The following is an 18996-nucleotide window of genomic DNA, read 5'->3' as shown; positions in this document are numbered from 1 at the left end:
GCCGCGGCCAGGGACGACGTGCGCGTCGAGTGAGGACGAAGATCAGGTGGACGCCACCCCCGCGCGCGGCACGGGGCAGGACAGGGAAAGATGTGACCATGGCTCAACCCGTTCTCGGATCCGCACCTCCCAAGCGCGTCGTCGTCACCGGGGCCGCCGGCAAACTCGGTCGCGCCGTGGTCGCGCACCTGCGCGACGTGGGCGTGGACGTGCTGGCGGTGGACCGCGCCGGCGGGCGCGACCCCCGCGACGTCGACGGCGAGTTCCTCCTCGTCGACCTCACCGACTACGGGCAGGTGGTGGAGGCGTTCACCGGCGGCGCCGACGAGCACGCCGGCAGGGTCGAGGCGATCGTGCACCTGGCGGCGGTGCCGGCTCCCGGGCTGCTGCCCAACGCGACCACCTACGCGAACAACTCCGCGGCGACGTACAACGTCTTCGCGGCGGCCCGGGCAGCGGGGATCAAGCGGGTGGTGTGGGCGTCGAGCGAGACGGTGCTCGGGCTGCCGTTCGACACCCCGCCGCCGTACGCGCCGGTCGACGAGGGCTACCCGCCCCGCCCGGAGTCGACCTATTCCCTGAACAAGGCGCTCGAGGAGGAGATGGCGCGGCACTTCTGCCGGTGGGATCCCGAGCTGGTCATGGTCGGCCTGCGGTTCTCCAACGTCATGGACGTCGAGGACTACGCCCGGTTCCCGTCCTTCGACGCCGACCCACGGCTGCGCCGGTGGAACCTGTGGGGCTACATCGACGCCCGCGACGGGGCCCAGGCGGTCGAGCGGGCGCTCGCCCACGGCCGGCCCGGCGCCGAGGTCTTCATCATCGCCAACGCGGACACCGTGATGAGCCGGTCCAGCGCCAGCCTCATGGCCGAGGTCTACCCGGGTGTCGAGGTCCGCAAGCAGCTCGGCGAGCACGAGACCCTGCTCAGCATCGACAAGGCGCGGCGGGTGCTGGGCTACGAGCCGCGGCACTCCTGGCGGGACCACGTGGACCCCGCCGGCCGCTGACGCGTCGACGATGAGCGGGCCACGCCGGATCCTCGTCTACGGCGTGTACGGTGCCGGCAAGTCCACCCTCGCGGCGCGGTTGGCCGAGCGTCTCGGGTTGCCGTGGTATCCGGTCGACGACCTGCTCTGGCAGCCCGGCTGGGTGGAGGTGCCGGTCGCGCGCCAGCGTAGCCGGATCGAGGGGATCTGCCAGCGGGACCGCTGGATCCTCGACGGCGCGTACCACGGGTGGCGGGACGTGCCGCTGGCGCGCGCCGACCTGGTGGTCGGCCTCGACTACCCGCGCTGGTTCTCGTTCTGGCGGCTGCTGCGCCGCACCGGGCGCCGGCTGGTGACGGGGGAGGAGATCTGCAACGGCAACCGCGAGTCGCTGGGCAGCGTGCTGTCCCACGACTCGATTCTGGTGTGGCACGTCTTCGCGTTCGCCCGGGCCCGGCGGCGGATGCGGGCGTGGCAGCGGGACCCGTACGGACCGCCGGTGCTGCTGTTTCGTTCCCCGGCCGAGTTGGACCGCTGGCTGGCCGGGCTGCCCCGCCGGTGAGGCCCTCGGGATTCCCGCACCGTCTCGGCGCGATGGCCGGCTGAGGGCATCGTCGGGCGGTTCGCCCCGGATACGGACCCGTGCCCCGGTCGCTGTTCGCGCCTGCCGATCTGGGTGTAATGAATTGCACTCCATGTAATCGCGCGGTCGCAGTTTTCGGGGTGCGCGCACTACTCTTCACGCCGTACCCCGGAAAGGCCGGCCACCGCGTGAAACGGCGGCGGGCCGGGTTGTGCCTCAACAGTTTTCCCGACAATGCCCCCGATGCGTCCGAACCGGCGTGGAGAGACATGACGAAGAAGATGCGAGGTTTGGCCGTCCTGCTCGTCGCCCTTTCAGTCGCGACGATCATCGGCCGAATCGCCGGTGTGCGGCCGTTCGAACTCGATTCGGCGGCGGCGTGGTCCAGAATTGGAGCTGTGTCCGACCCGGATCTGGCCGGCAGCGGGCCCCCAGCCACGGCGGCCGACCTGTTCAACGGGGCGGCAACCCTGTCCCGGCCGAGCGGGTCCCCGTTTCCCGACGCCATCGGCGGTCACGCCGAGACCACCTCGATCATCTGGAACGGGCAGTACCTGATGTACTACCGGACCTTCGTCAGCCCGGCGGGGGACTCCTGCTCCATCCCGCAGGGTGTGGCGCTGGCGACCTCGAACGACCAGGGCGCCACGTGGACGCCGGTGAACGGGGGCCGCCCGTTGTCCGCCCTGCAGACGGTCCAGCAGGGTCAGAGTTGCCGCTTCGACGACAGCGTCGAGAGCACCTGGGTGTACGCGCCGGACGTCATCGCCGACGGAGACCGCCTCGTGATGGTGTTCGAGCAGCGTGACCACGACCCGGACTACGCCGGCCCCGGACAGGGACGAAGCCTGCACTCCATTCGATATGTCACCAGCACCGACGGGCACAACTGGTCGAACAGCTCGCTCCTGCTCAGCCCCGGGGCGGTCGGTGCGTGGGACGACGAGATCGGGACGCCCGACATCGAAAAGGACGGGACCGGCTATCTCCTGACGTTCCACGGGCACGACGCGACCGGGCGGATGAACCAGATGCGCGGGGTGGTCCGGCTCGACACGCTGGACCACGAGTACACCGGCGTCCGCCAGAGGATCAACCTGTCGCCGACCCCGGACTGGGCCAACTACGGGGTGGGCAAGGCCGACATGACCCGTGAGCCCGACGGCTACTGGTACATCATCTTCGAGGCGTTCTCGGGAGCCAGCGGAGAGTGCGGTCGTACGGACACCCAGACGGTGGTCGGCATCGCGCGTAGCGCGGACGCCGTGACCTGGTCGGTCGCACCGACCCCGTTGATCTACGGCCGGGACGGCCTCAGCTGCGGTTACGACATGCCCTCCTGGCAGCTCCTCGGCGACGTCCGAGGCATCGTGACCCCGAACGACCCGCCCGAGGGCGGCAGCCTGGTCCGCTGGAACATCGTCGGCAGGCCGTAGGACTCAGGCCGGCGGGCCGGGCCGGCCGGCGACGGGCCGGGTGACGCGCCGGCCGCCGGCTCGGCGTCGTCGCCCGTCCCGGGTCTCCGCCCCGGCGAGCACCCCCAGCGGGTCGGCCAGCAGCCGCGAGAAGCCGAGTTCGGCGGCACCGACCAGCGTGGCATCGTCGCCGAGCGCCGACGTACGAAGGCGTACCCGCTCCTTGGCGACCGGCAGCACATGGCGGGCGATCCGGGCGCGGACCGGCTCCGCCGCGCCCGGGTACACGTCGCGCAGCATGCCGCCGAAGATCACGACGCCCGGGTTGAAGAGGTTGATCAGGTTCGCCACGCCGATGCCGAGCCAGTCACCGATACGGTGGAGCGCGTCCTGGGCCGAGACATCGCCCCGGTCGGCGTCGCCGACCACGGCGCGTAGCGCGTCGCGGCCGATCAGGTCGGCGGGCCGTCCGGCCGCGTCGAGCAGGGCACGTTCGCCGACCTCCGCCTCGAGACAGCCGTGCGAGCCGCATCCGCAGGGCCGCCCCGCGTACGGGTTCACCACCATGTGCCCCAGCTCGCAGCCGTACCCGCCCTCGCCGTCCAACAGCTTGCCGCCGACGATGATCCCGCCGCCCACACCGACGTCCCCATGCAGGTAGATCAGGTTCTGGAAGCCGACGCCCGCCCCGCGCTGATGCTCGGCCACCGCCCCGAGATGCGCCTCGTTGCCCACCGGCACCGGCAGGCCGAGGCCCAGCCGGTGGCCGAGTTCGGCACCGAACGCCTGGTCCACCCAGCCCATGTCGGGTCCGAAGCGGACCATGCCGTCGCCCGGTCGGATCATCCCGCAGTACGACGCGCCGACGCCGGCGCACACCGAGCCCGGCGGCGCCGCGTCGTGCAGCTGGCGACCGAACCCGGCGAGGACCTCGACCACCCGGTCGAGGTCGGCCCCGGCACGCGGCCGAGCCGCCCACCGGCGGTCCAGGACGACCCCGCCCAGCCCGACCCGGGCGGCGACCAGCCAGTCCACGGCGACGTCGAACGCCAGCACGTACACCCGAGTGGACTCGGGCCGCACCACCAGCGACGGCCGACCCGCCCGTCCGGTGTCCGTGGGCACCTCCTCCCGGACCGAACCGGCCGCGGTGAGCTCGGCGGTCAGCGCCATGATGGTGCTGCGGTTCAGCCCCATCCGCTCGGCCAGCGCGGCGCGGGAGAGCGACCCGTCCAGGTGTACGTGTCGCAGCAGCGCGCCGAGATTGCGCCGGCGGATCTCCTCCTGGACCATCCCGACCTCCGGCGTCCTGCAACGTCTCGGCGTCGATTATTCCGTGGCAGGCCGAGCGGGAGTCTTGCCCGCGTCACCGGCCGCGTCGAGACTGAGTCACCACCTCGTGCAGTTCGGACGGAGGTCCCATGGCCGGCGAGCGGATGCGTATGCCGAAGCGGAAGATGTTCGTCGCGGGCGCGGTCGTCGCGGTCCTGCTGATCTGCGTGTTCGCGACGGTGACCGCCGTGCGTCGCGGGCAGGAGCAGGAGTTGTCGGTCAACTCCTACAACACGAGCGGCGACCCTCGACTCCTCTACGCGCGCGTCGAGGTGCACCCCGACTTCGCGATCGTGCGCTCCGACGCCGACTACGAGGACGACCGGGTGATCCTGCACGTGACCGCGCGCCAGCCGACACTGTGGTGGTCGGGCGACGACCACGCCGAGGTGCGATGGGTGCGGGTGCGGCTCGAACAGCCGCTCGGCGATCGGCACGTGGTGGACGCGGTGACCGGCAACCCGGTGTCACCGCCCCGGATCGCACGCCAGTGACCGGCGGCTCGCGGGCCCGCGACGCGGCCGGGCGACCGCCCCGGTCACGGTGTCGGTGATCGGGATTCGAGGTAGCACCGATCCCAGCTTGGTACGGGCGGCCTATGCTGCGAAAATCGGTGGTATCTCCCCGGTTCAAGGAGAAGCGATGCCCTCTCGGGTTCCCGTCGTCGGGCTGGTCCCGGCCGGACCGTTCGGCCCCTGCCGCATCGGCGTGGCCGTCGTGAAGGACCACCGGCAAAGACCCGGCCACCGGTAGTGGGCCCCGCGACCGCGGGTTGTCGCGCACGGTCGACAACCTTCCGCCGTTACCGCCGGCGCGGGTGGTGCTGACATGCTCGCAGTTCTCGTCCCGATCGAGACGGCCGTTCAGGAAGGGCGGTACGACGAGGCCCTGCGCCAGCTCGCGGACGTGCCGGCGGAGGTGCCGTTGCCGGCGGCGCTGGCCTGGCGTCTCGGCGTACTGCTGCACCAACGGGGGCGGTTCGACGCGGCCGACGCCTGCTACCGACGCGCGACCGTCGACGCCGCGGACCAGCATCAGCCGTCGATGCTGGCGGACCGGGCACAGGTGCTCGCGGGCTGGGCCGCGACCCGCTGGGCGAAGGGCGACCAGGCGCGGACCCGGCAACTCGCCGAGGAGGCCGTCCGCGTCGCGGAGCAGAGCGGGGACGACTCCGCGGTCGCGGCGGCGTACGTGGCACAGGCGCTGGCCGCGTTCGGCGACGGCGACCGGGCCGACAACGAGCACGCGTACGCCCGGGCGCTCGCGGCGGCCGAACGAGCCGGAGACTTCGGCCAGCAGCTCCGGATCCGGTGCAACATCGGCTCACGGCTGGTGGAGGAGGGACGCTACCGGCCGGCCGTCGAGGAACTCCGCGAGGCGGTCCGGCTCGGCGAGTTGCTCGGGCACCACACGCTGCTCGCGTTGGCGCTGCACAACCGGGCGGAGGCGTGGCTGGGGCTGGGCGAGTTGCGCCGTGCGCGCGGCGACGCGGACGAGGCCCTGGCCCTGTGGCAGCGGGCCGGGTCGCCGCTGGCCGCCTTCGGGCTGACGCTGACCGCCCGGGTGCACCGGGTACGCGGCGCGGCCCGCCAGGCGGTGGCCGCCTACCAGGCGGCGCTGGCGATGGGCGAGCCGGACGGCAACGCGCAGGTGCTGGTCGAGGCGTGCGCGGGGCTCGCGCGGATCAGCTACGTCGACAACCGGGCGGCGGCGGCGCGGTACGCCGAGCGCGCCCTGTCCATGCCGAGCGCCGCCGGGCCCACCATCGCCGAACTCGCCGCGGGCTGGGTCGCGCTCTGCTCCGACGATCCGCAGACCGCGCTCCGATACGGCGAACAGGTCCGCACCGAGGCCGGCCGTCGCCGGGACGCCGCCGGCCTGGCCGAGGCCATGGAACTCGCCGCGCTCGCCGCCCACCGGGTCAGCCCGGCGGCGACCTCCGCCCGGGCGATGCGCCGCCTTCACGCCAGCCTGGTCGAGGCGGCGGCGATCTGGGCCGAACTCGGCAACGAGTTCGCGCTCGCCACCAACGCCCTGTTGCAGGCGCGTCTCTCCGGCGACCGGGTGGCGGAGGAGATGGCGCACGAACGGCTGAACCAGATCGGCGTGCAGGAGGGCGCCTGGCAGGTCGCCGGCCCGTTGGCGGCGATCGGACCGACCCCGGTCCCCGAGGTCGAGGTGCTGACCCTGGGCGACTTCACCGTACGGCTGGCCGGCCTACCCGTGCCGGCCGGCAGTTGGCAGTCCCGGAAGGCGCGTGACCTGCTCAAGATGGTGGCCGGGAAGCTCGGGAAGCCGGTTGCCCGCGAGGCCCTGGCCACCGCGCTGTGGCCGGAGGCCCGAGCCGAGGTGGCACTGCGCCGCCTGTCGGTCCTCATCTCGACCGTCCGAGGCGTACTCGATCCGGATCGGCGGCATCCCGCGGACCGCTACCTCGCCACCGACCCGGCGACCGTGCGGCTCAACGCGGCGCACGTCGCGGTGGACGCGCTGCGCTTTCACGACGCGGCCCGCGCGGCCATCGCGGCGGACGGCGCGAACCCGACGACGGCCCGGCGAAGCGGCGGACCGAGCCCGGACGACGCCGCGACCACCGGCGGCGTCCCCGAGGACGGCGAGGTACGGCTGCTGCGACGCCTGGAGGCGGTGGTGGCCATGTACACCGGCGATCTCTGCGACGACGGGGAGACCGCCGGAGACTGGGTGCGGCAACCCCGGGCCGTCCTGGCCGATCTGCACCGCGAAGCGATCCACCGGCTCGCCCGGCGGTGTCTGGGGTCGGACCGCACCGAGGCGGCGATCGGCTGGTACCTGCGGTTGACGGGCGAGGACGGCTACGACGAGCCGGCCCACCTGGGGCTGATCAGCGCGTTGTCGGCCGCTCGGCGACACGGTGACGCCAGCCGCCGCTACCACGAGTACGTCGCCCGGATGCGGGAGATAGACGTCGAGCCGGCCCCCTTCCCGGTGCCCGAGCGGCCCGCCTGAACAATTCCCGAACGACTCCCGAAGACCACCGGGCAGACTCCTCAGGAGAACGGGCGCGGCCATTGCTGTCGGCGGGATCGCCGGCACCTGCCGTGAGCCGTCAGCGAGGTCGGACGTACGCGAGCCGATCGGCTCGCTCTCGTCGGAGGGGGATCGATGACACGGATTCGGGGGAGTGTCGCCGTACTGGCGGTCGGGCTCCTGTTGGCGGGCTGCGGGCCCGACAGCGCGACGCCGGCGGCGGGCGGTGCCAACCCGGCCGGCAGCGCGGACGCGACCGCCTCGGCCGATGGCGGGGGCTCGACCAGCCAGGCCGACGGCGGGGGCACCACCGGCCAGGGCCAGCCGGGTGGCGGGGGTCGCTGGTGCGACGCGGTGAAGGCGTTCGCCGATTCGACGGAACCGTTGTTCGAGAAGGATGCGGCCAACCCCAAGGCCGACGCGGACCAGGCGCGCGCTCGGCTGAAGGACCTGAAGGCGGCGGCACCGGCCGAGATCAAGGCCCAGGTGACGACGCTCAGCGAGTTCTACGCCGCCGTCATCGACAGCGCCGGCAAGAGCATGGCCGAAGATCCGGCGGCCTACGCACGCATCGGGAAGTCCGCCCAGAAGCTCAAGACGGCGATGCCGCCGGTGTCGGACTACACCGTGCAGCACTGCCCCGGGCTCGACAAGCAGCTGCCGGTGGGCGAGGGGTGACCGGGCGGACGGGTGTCGGCCGGTGGCTGCTCGTGCCGTCGGCCACGGTGCTGCTGCTCACGGCGTCGGCGTGCGGACGCTCGGCGGAGCCGTCCCAGACGGCGGGCGCCGACCGTGAACCGTCGGTGACCAGTCCCGCGGAACCCACGGGGGACGGCGACTCGCCGGCCGCACCCGACAAGCCGGAGCCGGAGGCGTGCGACCTGGTGACCGACAAGGAGGCGGCCGCGCTGGCCCGGCTCAAGCTCGACCCGAAGCGGGCCGGCCAACAGGGCTGCACGTGGACGGCCCCGGTCACCGGCCCGACCGGCCAGGTGGAGGTCTACGTCGGCGACGGCGCGAAGAAGATCCTCGACATCGAGCGCCAGCTGGGGCACGAACTGGAGACGCTGTCCGGAGTCGGCGACGAGGCGTACCTGGACACGCAGGCGAACGAGGTCTTCGTCCAGAAGACGGGCACGTGGGTGGCGATCCGTCTGGTGCTGCTCAACGACCCGAAGGAGAACCACAAGCCCCTGAAGGACCTGGTCCGGGTGGTGGCCGATCGACTGTGAACGAGGTGGCGACGAACATGCGTAGGCGCGGGTGGCTGGCGGCCGGGCTGGTCGTGGCCCTGCTGACCGGCGGGTGCGGAAAGGTCGGTCTCGGTGGCGACGCCGCGACCGACGACCGGTACGGGTACGGCCCGAAGCCGGACCGCTCCGTGGTCTACCAGCCGGATGTCGTGATCGTGGAGGGCGGCAGCAGGGCCATCCGCTCGGTGAGCAGGGACGGGTTCACCTATGTGATCGACGGCAGCGCCCGAGGGGTGAAGGACGTCGCGCCCGGTAAGATCATGTTCGCCACGAGCGAGGCGGTCGGCCGGGTGGTGAAGGTCGAACGGTCGGGCGGTGACAAGGCCGTCACCCTGGCCCCCGTGCGGCTCACCGATGTGGTGCGGGACGGCCACTTCAAGATCGACCAACCGCTCGACCTTGAGGCGCAGACCTTCAGCCCGCTTCCTGACCTGCTCGGCGAGGTCGTCGACGACGGTTCGTCCGGCGCGAAACCGGTCGTGCCGGACGCCGCGCAGGCAACCGGGCTGGGCGTCAACGCCATCGGCGCGGGTGACGTCCGGCTCGCCGTGCCGCCGATCGTCCTCGCCCCGGCGCGCGAGCCGGGATCGCAGGGGGCCAAGAGCCTCAAGCAGAAGGTCGGCGACTGGGACGTGGAGGCGTACCGCGGCCGGTCGAAGCTGGGGTTGACCGCCTCGCACTCGACCGCCGTCAAGCGGCTCAAGGTCGACTTCGACATCCAACTGCTGGTGCGAAACCTGCGGGCGTGGGGGGACATCCGGGTGACCCACGGCGTGATCCCCAACCCGCAGTTCCGCATCGACGGGGTCGAGGGGCTCGCCATCACCATCGCCGCCGGCGCCGAAGGCGGGTTGGCGGACAACAAGAAGGCGAAGATCGAGCTTCCCATCGAGGTGAAGCAGCCCATCCTCATCGGAGGGTTCCCGGCGACCCTCACGCAGACGTTCAAGTTCCTCGTCACCACGGGCTTCTCGGCGAAGAACGGCAACATCAAGGCCACCGGCAGGTGGGGCCTCGACGGGCCGATCGGGTACGTCCAGTCGAGCGTCCTGACGCCGACCTTCTCCGTGCGGGACAGCATCGTGAAGTCCATCCGTGGCATCTCGATCGGCGTCGAGGGGATCGTCGTGGCCGCGGAGTTCCGCTTCGGACTCATGCTCGGCCTGCCGGTGGCCGGCGCCGGGCCGTTCGTCGGCATCGTGGCGTCGGTCGGGGTGACCAACGGATCGGCGGCCGGCCGGATCGGCATGCCGCTGCCCGTGGGGCCGGGGGTGAAGTGCCGGGGATCCACCCTCGTCCTCACCGTACGGGCCGGCGAGGGTATCAGCGTGTCGGCGCCGCTGACCAAGGCGATCGAGCACGTGCTGGGGGTCAGCATTCCCAAGGAGGCCGACTTCATCAAGAAGGACGTGGTCAACCGGACGGTCGTGGAGCCCGACGTGCCGCTGTGCCGGGGCTGAAACCCCGGCCCGGGAGCCGGTACCCGTAGTGGTGGGCCGGCTCCCGGGCGCGTTCGACCCTGTGCGGGATCATTCCGACCCGCGCCCGTCCGAAGGCGGCCGACCCGCGACGGGACTGGCAGCACACGCCCTCGACCCGGATCATCCATGGCAGACAGGCGGAGCACGCCGATGCGTGACCCGCGGTGGATGGCCGAGTACGGCCCGGTGGGATCGGAGCGAGGGCTGTGGGGGAGCGCCGGAGGTCAGCGCGGTGGCGGGTGTTGGCGTGTTCCGCCGTTGCCGCCCTCGTCACGGGACCGGCCGGCGCGGCGGTGGCCGGAGTCGCACCCAGCCCCTCGCCGGCCGGCGGTACGCCGCTGTGCCAGGTACGCGACAGCCGGCTGACCGAGATCTCCGGAATGGCCGCCACCCGTAGCGGCTACGTCGTGGTCAACGACAGCGCCGACGAGGAGTCCCGGCGACGGATCTTCTTTCTCGACACCGACTGCCGGGTGGTACGGACGCTGCGATATCCCTCGCGGCCGCGCGACACGGAGGACCTGGCACTCGGACGGGACGGCACGATCTGGATCGCCGACATCGGCGACAACCGCCGCTCCCGGGAGACCGTCGCCGTGTGGCGGCTCGCACCGGGCGGTGACCGACCGGTGTTGCATCGGCTGACCTACCCGGACGGGCCGCACGACGCGGAGGCGCTCCTGCTGACCGGCGACGGCCGGCCACTCATCGTGACGAAACAGGGCGGCGCGGCGGGCGTCTACGCCCCGACCCGGGACCCGGTGCCAGGCGGTACGGTGCCGATGACGCGGCGTGGGCAGGTGCGGCTTCCCGGCACGAACACGAGCAACCCGTTCGGCTTCCTCGGTCGTGCGGTCGTCACCGGCGCCGCCGCCGCGCCGGACGGGCGGCGGGTGGTGCTGCGCACGTACGCCGACGCGTTCGAGTTCGACGTCCCCGACGGCGACGTGGTCCGTGCGCTGACCACCGGGACACCGCGGATCGTCCCCCTGCCCGACGAGCCACAGGGGGAGTCCATCACCTACACCCCGGACGGCCGATTCCTGCTCACCGTCTCGGAGACCGCGGACCAGCCGCCGGGCACCCGACCGACCATCACGCGGTACCCGACGCCCCGCCTCCCGGCCACCGCGCCGCGTTCGGCCCCGGCATCGGCGTCGGCCACGACGCCGCATTCGGCCCCGGCGTCGGCGTCGGCCACGGCCGCCACGGGGGCGCCGGCCGCCGCCGGCCCTGGTCGCCACGGGGACCTGGCGGGCGTACTCGGCGCACTGGTTCTGGCGGGGGCGGGTCTGGTCGGGGTGGGCCTGCTCGGAACGGCCAGGTCCCGGCGTAACGGATCCTGACGGCCGTCGAACCGGTCGCCCCGCCGCGACGAGCCCGGCTCCCGGGAGGCGTCGACGTCCGTGCCACGAACCGGCGCCGGGTCCGAGCGGACCCGGCGCCGTCCGTTCGGCGACTAGCTGGAGATGTTCCGTACGGTGTTGTACAGATCCGCCACCTGGTTGCCGTAGTACGGCGAGAACATGTACTGCGGGAGGGTGTTGTACTTGAAGTCGTTGTGCCCGTTGAGGTAACCCCAGTTGCCGTCGAACGCCATCAGCCAACCGCCGCCGGACGACCCGCCGGTCATGTAGTTGACCATGTAGATGGTGCCGCCACCCCCGTCGTAGGTGGAGCCGTTCTCCGCGGTGAGCACCTCGCCGTTGAACGGAGACGCCGCCGGGTAACCGAAGGCGTAGTCGTACTGGCCGATCGGGTAGTTCCAGGCGATGCCCTGACCGCCGAGGTAATCGGTGATCCGCCAGCCGTTGCTGCGGGCCATCACCGCCGACCCGACGTCGTTGGCGAAGTCGTTGTTGTTGTTGAACCAGGCCGTGGTCGTCCAGAGCTGAGTGGCGTACCAGTAGCCGTAGGGGGCCGAACCGTTGTTGTAGTTCGGAACGAAGGTCCAGTTGCTCGCCCACACCCGGTTGCCGGTGAGGCAGTGACCCGCGGTCCACACCTCGGACTTGCCCTCGGTGTTCACGATGGTCGCCGAGCAGACGTAGTTGCCGCCGCTGAGGGTGAAGTAGACCTTGCCGGAGGTGCGGGCCACCGGGTGGCCGACCGGGTAGTTGGGGTAGTAGGCCTGCGTCGACATGTCCGACGGCGCGACGGTGGATCCGCTCGCCTTCGGCTCGGTGGCGGGCGCGACCGGCGCCACGCTGCCGGACGGGCCCTGCGGACGGGTGGCGCTCGTCGCCTGGTTCCGGGCCCTGTCGGCGAGCGCCGCCTTCACCGCGGGGAGTTCGGTGTCCGGCTTGGCCGCCCTCATCCGGGCCGGGGTCCAGTACGCGGCGAGGGCCTGCTGCCGGGCGTCGGCGCCGTTGCCCGCGACGTTACGGGCCAGGTCCGGGCTGAGCTGTGCGGGACTTCCGATGACGGCGCTGGTCGACGCGGTGAGGGTGGCCGGGGCGGCGCTCGCGGTGCCCGCCGTGACCAGCGTCGCCGCGGTCATCACGGCGACTGCGGCCAGGCCGCGGAGCAGTCTTGTGGACATGTTCCCTACCTTCCGGGTAGCGGACCGGGTGCCCAGAATGCTGCCGAACAGCTCATCGACTGTCATCAATCACCAGATTTATTGGGCAGATGAAGGAAAATGCGGCCGCCCGACATGCATTTACGTCTATGAATGTGTATGGGCGTGCCGGCGTTCCGCGTCGAACTCGCACCAAACCGCCGCCGGGAATTGCGCGAGGATGCCTTTTCCCTCGACGGGGAATCGCCTCGACGCCACTGTGCGTATGCCGGCCCGGACGGCTCGCGAACCGTCCGGGCCGGCGGTGCGGATCAGAAGCCGACGGCCGCTCGACCGCCGACGACCGGCAGCGTGAGACGACTGGCGCCGGGCTGAACCGTCAGTCGGGTGCCGCCGAGGGGCAGCAGCGTGTATTCCTGGTCGCTGGAGAAGACGACCACCCCGATACGGTGCCCCGCCGCGAAGACGTAGTCCTTCGGTTGCAGGGTCCACCGGTAGTCGTACATCGACCCCTGCTTGACCGCCGTCGTGTGTGACCAGCCGGTCCGGTTCTGCGGATCCATCCAGCCCCGGGTCACCACGAACGGCGGCGCGGTCGAGCCGGGCGCGCCGTAGTCGACCAGGTAGACGGACAGGTTCGCGTCGGCGCGGTTGTCGATCGACATGCGCAACCGCATCTCGGGCCGCCCGGACAGGCGCACGTCGCGGGTCAACACGGGCGAGCGGTAGACGAGCCGGTTGGCGCTGGCCGAGTCGGGACCGGCCACCAGGGCGGCCGGGCCGATCGTACGGCCCTCGTCCACGAAGGACTGCCCGACGGGCTGATCCGAGGCGCCAGCGGTGGTCAGGCCGCCGGGCTCCGTCGCGTTCTCGGCGGTCAACCGCAGCGTCACCTCGCGTGCGCCCGGGTCCGGCCAGTTGGCGTACGTGGTGTAGGAGCGGTCCTCCCGCTGCAGGACCGCCCTCGGCTCGTCCATGATGCCGTTCGGCACGCCCCACAGCCAGTGGTCGAACCAGCGGTTCTCGGTCTGCTTGTAGGTCCACGCCCGCCCGCCGGGCAGGGTCACCGTCGCCGAGTTGCCCGGGCCGCCGTGCCCGCCCTGGTGCAGCCAGATCTTGCGCGGCAGCTTGGCCGCGGCGAGCCGGTCCCACCAGCCGGCGAAGTTCTCCGTCTTCACGTTCCAGTCGTTGAGCCCGTGCACGACGAAGACGCTGGCCTTGATGTCCTTGACGCCGGGCAGGTAGTCGCGAGTCCGCCAGAACTCGCTGTAGTCCCCGGTGGCCCGATCCTGCTCCGCGGTCAGCCGGGCGATCTCGTCGGCGCACCTGCCCTCGGCGCGTGCCCGGCCCGCGGTGTACTGCGCCAGGATGTCGAGGTCCTCGCCCTGGAAGGTGCCCGGCGCCACCACCAGCCCGTTCGCCCGGTAGTAGTCGTACCAGTTGCTGATCGCGGAGACCGGGATGATGGTTCTCAGGTTCTCGACACCGGTCGTGGCCACCATGTTGGGCAGCGTCCCGTTGTACGACACGCCGGTCATGCCCACCGCTCCGGTGGTCCAGTCGGCGGTGACCGGGTCACCGGCGGCGTCGAACGCCCGCGCCCGACCGCCCAGCCAGTCGATGATCGCCTTCGCGCCCAGCGTTTCCGCCATGTCGCCGCTGGTCGGACAGCCGTCGGAGTCCGCGGTGCCGATGCTCTGCCCGAGCACCACCGCGTACCCGCGCGGGACGTAGTAGTCGTCGAGGGAGCCGGGCAGGTTGGCCTTGGCCCGTTGGATCCCGACCGGCTGCGACCGGGCGCTCAACCGCCGGCTGAACCCGGTCTGCGGCAGCTCGTCCACCAGCACGCTCGGGTACGGAACGTCGTCCCAGGTGTTCTTGCGGTACGGGCTGTGCTCGAAGATGACGGGGACCTTGAATCCCGCCGTGGCGGTCTCCCGAGGGCGGGAGATGTCGGCGACGACCCGGTCGAGCACGCCGTCGTGGTCGGTGTCGAGAGGCGTTTCGACCCACACCCGTTCCTCGATGGCATCCGCGAACGAGAACACCGGTTGGGTGAGCCCGTCGCTGACGACGATGCCCGGTGACGGCACCGGTGCGGCGCCGGCCGGTGCCGCGGGTGCGGCCAGGACCGACGTGACGGCCAGTGCGGAGGCGAGAAGTGCGCGGTGGCGCGGTGAACGCATGGATTCCTCCCGTGATGGGGGCGGTCCCGGGGGCAACCATGGTAGTTGCGCCAGTCATCGCGGTCGATGACCGCCGGGGCGTAAGCGCACGCCGAACTCGGTCCGGCGGCGTGGCATCGCGTGACGCGCTGCCCGGGCCCACCCACCGACGGTGGGCCCGGGCAGCGGCTGACCGGGTGCCGAACGGACCGGGACCGGCCGGTTCAGCCGCCGTTGGTCGGCCGGTAGGCCCGCGGCCGGCGGGTCGGCACGGCGGAGTTGGTCACCCCGCTCACCGCCGCCAGGAACTTCGGACCCATCGCCGCCCGGGCCTGTACCGCCGGGTGCGTGGCGCCGAAGTTGTCCGGGTCCGCCTGCCCGTCGGCGAACAGGACGTACGTCAGCACCGGCGCGCCGGCCGCGTTGAAGATGATCCCGGCCTCGTGGCGGGCGTCGGCGAACCAGCCCGCCTTGGTGGCGACCCGGGCCCGCTCGTCGGACGACATGGTGCGGCGGATCCCGTCGGTGAACGCGATCGGGGCACGCAGCACGTTGATCAGGAAGGCCGTCGAGGCGGGCGAGAGCAGGGTGCCGGCGACCAGCGCCTGCAACAGGTTGTGGGTCTCCCGGGCGGTGCTGGTGCCGAGGAAGAACCGGTTCGGGTTGGCGACCGGTTCCACCTGGGTGTTGGGGAAGCCCTTGGCGACCAGGATCTGGTTGAGTTCGGCGGCGGGGCAGACCAGCCCACAGAGCCGGACCGCCGTGTCGTCCGAGATGGTCAGCAACGCGGCGAGCGCGTGCCCCAGGGTCACCGAACTCGGGTAGGCGCTGTCGAGGCCGAAGATGCCGTCCCCGCCGGGCACCACGATCGCCGCGGTGACCTCCACCCGCTGGTCCAGGGTCAGCAGGCCCCGGTCGACCTTGTCCAGCACCGCGACCGCCACCGCGATCTTGTTGACGCTGTACGCCTCGACCACCACGTCGGCCTTATCCTGTACGGCCACCTGCGGCGCTCCGCCGCCGCCCGCGACGCTCAGGTACGCGTACCAGTTCCCGCCGGCCCGGGCCTTCTCCCGCTGGTACGCCTCGGCGACCCGGTTCGCCGGGGAGCCGGCTGCCCCGGTGTCCGACGCGCCACTGGTCGCGCTGCCTGGTGCCCCCATGGCCGGACCCGACACCCCAAGTACGGCACCGGCGGTGGCCACCGTGCCGAGACCCAGTGCGGTCCGACGATTCACCTTGCTCGCCACTCGTAACTCTCCCGTCCCAAACGCGGAAAAACGGTCCTCAGACGTCGGCGGGGTGAGTGGCAAGCCTGCCGCCCGACCCGCGCCCGTCCTGTCCGGCCACCATAGGGGACCCTGTCCGGATCCGCCGTCCCCATAGGACGATCCGGGGACGCCGCGATCGTCCGGGTCCCCGCGGTGGCGACCGAACGCCTACGACGGTGCGTGACCTCGCGCGAGCCCGGTGTGATGAGCCGGGCATTTTCTTGACTGATTCCAGAAAGCGGGCCAGACTGTGGGACGTGGCCACGCCCCTGGACTTCCAGCGGATGCTGCGCGGGGCCGCGTTACGCGTGACCCGTCCCCGGGTGGCGGTGCTGAACGCGGTGCACGCGCATCCGCACGCCGGCACCGACTCGATCCTCGAGGCCGTGCGGAGAGATCTCCCCACGGTCTCCCACCAGGCCGTCTACGACGTGCTGCGGGTGCTGACCGTCGCGGGGCTGGTGCGGCGCATCGAACCGCCCGGCTCCGTGGCGCGCTACGAGTCGCGGGTCGGGGACAACCACCACCACGTCGTGTGCCGGTCCTGCGGTCGCATCGTCGACGTCGACTGCGCCGTCGGCGAGGCGCCCTGCCTGACCGCGTCCGACGATCACGGATTCTCGATCGACGAGGCCGAGGTCGTCTACCGGGGCGTGTGCCCCGACTGTTCCCCCGCAAGCAATTCCTGACCCTTCGATCCGCCATGTCATGGAAGGAATCCGATGTCCGAGAACCACGACGCCGTTGTCCACGACGCGCAAGCGGGGAGCGAGTCCCGCTGCCCGGTCGCGCACGGACGCGCCCCGCACCCGACCCAGGGCGGTGGCAACCGCGGCTGGTGGCCGAACCAGCTCAACCTGAAGATCCTCGCCAAGAACCCCGCGGTGGCCAACCCGCTCGGTGAGCGGTTCGACTACGCCGAGGCGTTCAAGAGCCTCGACCTGGCCGCGGTGAAGCAGGACATCGCCGAGGTCCTGACGACCTCGCAGGACTGGTGGCCGGCCGACTTCGGCAACTACGGCCCGTTGATGATCCGGATGGCGTGGCACAGCGCTGGCACCTACCGCATCAGCGACGGCCGCGGCGGCGCCGGGGCCGGTCAGCAGCGCTTCGCGCCGCTCAACAGCTGGCCGGACAACGGGAACCTCGACAAGGCGCGTCGCCTGCTGTGGCCGGTGAAGAAGAAGTACGGCCAGAACATCTCCTGGGCCGACCTCATGATCCTCGCCGGCAACGTGGCCCTGGAGTCGATGGGCTTCAAGACCTTCGGCTTCGCCGGTGGCCGCGAGGACGTCTGGGAGCCCGACGAGGACGTCTACTGGGGCCCGGAGACCACCTGGCTCGGTGACCAGCGCTACACCGGCGACCGGGAGCTGGAGAACCCGCTCGCCGCGGTGCAGATGGGCCTCATCTACGTCAACCCGGAGGGGCCGAACGGCACCCCGGACCCGGTCGCCGCGGCCCGGGACATCCGTGAGACGTTCCGCCGGATGGCGATGAACGACGAGGAGACCGTCGCGCTCATCGCCGGTGGCCACACCTTCGGCAAGACCCACGGTGCGGGTCCTGCCGACCACGTGGGCCCGGAGCCCGAGGGCGCCCCGCTCGAGGAGCAGGGCCTCGGCTGGAAGAACAGCTTCGGCACCGGCAAGGGCGCCGACACCATCACCAGCGGGATCGAGGTCACCTGGACCTACCACCCGACCCGGTGGGACAACGAGTTCTTCCACATCCTCTTCGCGTACGAGTGGGAACTGACGCAGTCGCCGGCCGGCGCCCACCAGTGGCGGCCCAGGAACGGCGCGGGCGCCGACATGGTGCCCGAGGCGCACGATTCGTCGAAGCGCCGCGAGCCGCGGATGCTCACGACCGACCTCGCGCTCCGGTTCGACCCGGTCTACGAGCAGATCTCGCGGCGCTTCCTGGCCGACCCGGACGAGTTCGCGGACGCCTTCGCCCGGGCGTGGTTCAAGCTGACCCACCGCGACATGGGGCCGATCGCCCGCTACCTCGGCCCGGAGGTCCCGGCCGAGACGCTGCTGTGGCAGGACCCGCTGCCGCCGGTGACGCACGAGCTCGTCGACGCTGAGGACGTTGCCACCCTCAAGGGGCAGATCCTCGACTCGGGGCTTTCCGTGTCCCAGCTTGTCTCCACCGCGTGGGCGTCGGCATCGACGTTCCGCGGCAGCGACAAGCGTGGCGGCGCCAACGGGGCGCGCATCCGCCTTGAGCCGCAGCAGGGTTGGGAGGTCAACAACCCCGACGAACTGCCGCGGGTGCTGAACACCCTGACGGGGATCCAGGAGGCGTTCAACGCCGCCCAGACCGGCGGCAAGCAGGTCTCCCTCGCCGACCTGATCGTGCTCGGCGGTTCGGCGGCCGTCGAACAGGCCGCCCGGAACGCCGGCCACGTGGTCGACGTACCCTTCACGCCGGGCCGCACGGACGCCTCGCCGGAGCAGACCGACGTGGAGTCCTTCGCCGCGCTCGAGCCGACCGCGGACGGGTTCCGCAACTACCTCGGCAAGGGCCACCGCCTGCCGGCCGAGTTCCTCCTGGTCGACAAGGCGAACCTGCTGACCCTGAGCGCGCCCGAGATGACGGTGCTCGTCGGCGGTCTCCGCGTCCTGGGTGCGAACCACCAGCAGTCGTCGCTGGGCGTCCTCACCACGTCCCCCGGGTCGCTGACCAACGACTTCTTCGTCAACCTGCTCGACCTGGGCACGACGTGGACGGCGACGTCCGAGGACGCGAACACCTTCGAGGGTCGTGACTCCGCCACCGGCGAGGTCACCTGGACCGCCAGCCGCGTCGACCTCCTCTTCGGTTCGAACTCGGAACTTCGCGCGCTCGCGGAGGTCTACGCGAGCGACGACGCCCGGGAGAAGTTCGTGCGGGACTTCGTCGCCGCGTGGGTCAAGGTGATGAACCTCGACCGGTTCGACCTCGCGTGATCCCGTCGTCCGGGCCGGCCCTG

Annotated in this window: 15 protein-coding genes; 11 read left to right on the top strand and 4 right to left on the bottom strand. The window is 71.7% G+C overall.

The features are described from left to right. Positions 1-98: 98 nt before the first annotated feature. The 3 genes from GA0070621_RS12845 (at position 99) to GA0070621_RS12835 (ending at position 3008) form a co-directional block, all read left to right on the top strand. Positions 99-1010 carry an NAD-dependent epimerase/dehydratase family protein gene (locus GA0070621_RS12845; protein ID WP_091202312.1) on the top strand — a complete coding sequence of 304 codons (912 nt, stop codon included), beginning with the start codon at positions 99-101 and terminating at the stop codon, positions 1008-1010. Positions 1011-1020: 10 nt separating this feature from the next. Continuing rightward, complete coding sequence (locus GA0070621_RS12840) at positions 1021-1551, top strand: P-loop NTPase family protein (RefSeq protein WP_091195033.1); 531 nt, start codon at positions 1021-1023, stop codon at positions 1549-1551. A gap of 290 nt (positions 1552-1841) precedes the next feature. Then, positions 1842-3008 (top strand): glycoside hydrolase family protein, encoded by a 1167-nt coding sequence (locus GA0070621_RS12835; protein ID WP_157739957.1) that lies wholly within the window; start codon positions 1842-1844, stop codon positions 3006-3008. 3 nt (positions 3009-3011) lie between these two features. Here GA0070621_RS12835 and GA0070621_RS12830 read toward each other — a convergent pair whose 3' ends face one another. Further along, complete coding sequence (locus tag GA0070621_RS12830; RefSeq protein ID WP_091195030.1) at positions 3012-4280, bottom strand: ROK family transcriptional regulator; 1269 nt, start codon at positions 4278-4280, stop codon at positions 3012-3014. Between the two features lie 128 nt (positions 4281-4408). On the opposite strand from GA0070621_RS12830, the gene GA0070621_RS12825 reads away from it, so the two are divergent. From GA0070621_RS12825 to GA0070621_RS12800, 6 genes are all read left to right on the top strand, one after another. Continuing rightward, positions 4409-4813 (top strand): hypothetical protein, encoded by a 405-nt coding sequence (locus GA0070621_RS12825; RefSeq protein WP_091195028.1) that lies wholly within the window; start codon positions 4409-4411, stop codon positions 4811-4813. Between the two features lie 334 nt (positions 4814-5147). Further along, on the top strand, positions 5148-7307 hold the full coding sequence (locus GA0070621_RS12820; RefSeq protein ID WP_091195026.1) for a BTAD domain-containing putative transcriptional regulator: 2160 nt from the start codon (positions 5148-5150) through the stop codon (positions 7305-7307). 375 nt (positions 7308-7682) lie between these two features. Continuing rightward, complete coding sequence (locus GA0070621_RS29520; RefSeq protein WP_157739956.1) at positions 7683-8006, top strand: hypothetical protein; 324 nt, start codon at positions 7683-7685, stop codon at positions 8004-8006. Continuing rightward, entirely contained in the window at positions 8003-8560 is a 558-nt protein-coding gene (locus tag GA0070621_RS12810) for a DUF3558 domain-containing protein (protein ID WP_167666853.1), read from the top strand. Before GA0070621_RS29520 ends, GA0070621_RS12810 begins: the two co-directional genes overlap by 4 nt. Positions 8561-8577: 17 nt before the next feature. Next, positions 8578-10041 carry a hypothetical protein gene (locus GA0070621_RS12805; RefSeq protein ID WP_091202309.1) on the top strand — a complete coding sequence of 488 codons (1464 nt, stop codon included), beginning with the start codon at positions 8578-8580 and terminating at the stop codon, positions 10039-10041. Between the two features lie 314 nt (positions 10042-10355). Continuing rightward, complete coding sequence (locus tag GA0070621_RS12800; RefSeq protein WP_167666852.1) at positions 10356-11408, top strand: esterase-like activity of phytase family protein; 1053 nt, start codon at positions 10356-10358, stop codon at positions 11406-11408. A gap of 113 nt (positions 11409-11521) precedes the next feature. Here the strand turns inward: GA0070621_RS12800 and GA0070621_RS12795 are convergent, their stop codons facing one another. The 3 genes from GA0070621_RS12795 to GA0070621_RS12785 form a co-directional block, all read right to left on the bottom strand. Then, positions 11522-12604, bottom strand: coding sequence for a ribosomal eL19 family protein (locus GA0070621_RS12795; protein ID WP_157739955.1), 1083 nt, complete (start codon positions 12602-12604; stop codon positions 11522-11524). Positions 12605-12894: 290 nt separating this feature from the next. Next, positions 12895-14769 carry a Xaa-Pro dipeptidyl-peptidase gene (locus GA0070621_RS12790; RefSeq protein ID WP_091195022.1) on the bottom strand — a complete coding sequence of 625 codons (1875 nt, stop codon included), beginning with the start codon at positions 14767-14769 and terminating at the stop codon, positions 12895-12897. Between the two features lie 203 nt (positions 14770-14972). Continuing rightward, positions 14973-15911: a serine hydrolase gene (locus GA0070621_RS12785; protein ID WP_091202308.1), complete on the bottom strand. Its 939-nt coding sequence runs from the start codon at positions 15909-15911 to the stop codon at positions 14973-14975. A gap of 392 nt (positions 15912-16303) precedes the next feature. Here GA0070621_RS12785 and GA0070621_RS12780 point away from each other — a divergent pair, with 392 nt between their 5' ends. Further along, positions 16304-16708, top strand: coding sequence for a Fur family transcriptional regulator (locus tag GA0070621_RS12780; RefSeq protein ID WP_091202307.1), 405 nt, complete (start codon positions 16304-16306; stop codon positions 16706-16708). Between the two features lie 33 nt (positions 16709-16741). Next, positions 16742-18973, top strand: a complete 2232-nt coding sequence (gene katG / locus GA0070621_RS12775) for a catalase/peroxidase HPI (protein WP_091195020.1) — start codon at positions 16742-16744, stop codon at positions 18971-18973. Positions 18974-18996 lie beyond the last annotated feature (23 nt).

It is taken from the genome of Micromonospora narathiwatensis (assembly GCF_900089605.1).
Taxonomy (GTDB): domain Bacteria; phylum Actinomycetota; class Actinomycetes; order Mycobacteriales; family Micromonosporaceae; genus Micromonospora; species Micromonospora narathiwatensis.
The sequence above is the reverse complement of the archived record's forward strand: the minus strand, read 5'-3'. Positions and strand labels throughout refer to the sequence as shown.

Excerpts from the sequence above, each read along its gene's own strand:
- GA0070621_RS12835 (WP_157739957.1), top strand. The coding sequence starts at position 1,842 with ATGACGAAGAAGATGCGAGGTTTGGCCGTCCTGCTCGTCGCCCTTTCA.
- katG (WP_091195020.1), top strand. The coding sequence starts at position 16,742 with ATGTCCGAGAACCACGACGCCGTTGTCCACGACGCGCAAGCGGGGAGC.
- GA0070621_RS12820 (WP_091195026.1), top strand. The coding sequence starts at position 5,148 with ATGCTCGCAGTTCTCGTCCCGATCGAGACGGCCGTTCAGGAAGGGCGG.
- GA0070621_RS12830 (WP_091195030.1), bottom strand. The coding sequence starts at position 4,280 with ATGGTCCAGGAGGAGATCCGCCGGCGCAATCTCGGCGCGCTGCTGCGA.
- GA0070621_RS12845 (WP_091202312.1), top strand. The coding sequence starts at position 99 with ATGGCTCAACCCGTTCTCGGATCCGCACCTCCCAAGCGCGTCGTCGTC.
- GA0070621_RS12825 (WP_091195028.1), top strand. The coding sequence starts at position 4,409 with ATGGCCGGCGAGCGGATGCGTATGCCGAAGCGGAAGATGTTCGTCGCG.
- GA0070621_RS12805 (WP_091202309.1), top strand. The coding sequence starts at position 8,578 with ATGCGTAGGCGCGGGTGGCTGGCGGCCGGGCTGGTCGTGGCCCTGCTG.
- GA0070621_RS12790 (WP_091195022.1), bottom strand. The coding sequence starts at position 14,769 with ATGCGTTCACCGCGCCACCGCGCACTTCTCGCCTCCGCACTGGCCGTC.
- GA0070621_RS12785 (WP_091202308.1), bottom strand. The coding sequence starts at position 15,911 with ATGGGGGCACCAGGCAGCGCGACCAGTGGCGCGTCGGACACCGGGGCA.
- GA0070621_RS12795 (WP_157739955.1), bottom strand. The coding sequence starts at position 12,604 with ATGTCCACAAGACTGCTCCGCGGCCTGGCCGCAGTCGCCGTGATGACC.
- GA0070621_RS12840 (WP_091195033.1), top strand. The coding sequence starts at position 1,021 with ATGAGCGGGCCACGCCGGATCCTCGTCTACGGCGTGTACGGTGCCGGC.
- GA0070621_RS12780 (WP_091202307.1), top strand. The coding sequence starts at position 16,304 with ATGCTGCGCGGGGCCGCGTTACGCGTGACCCGTCCCCGGGTGGCGGTG.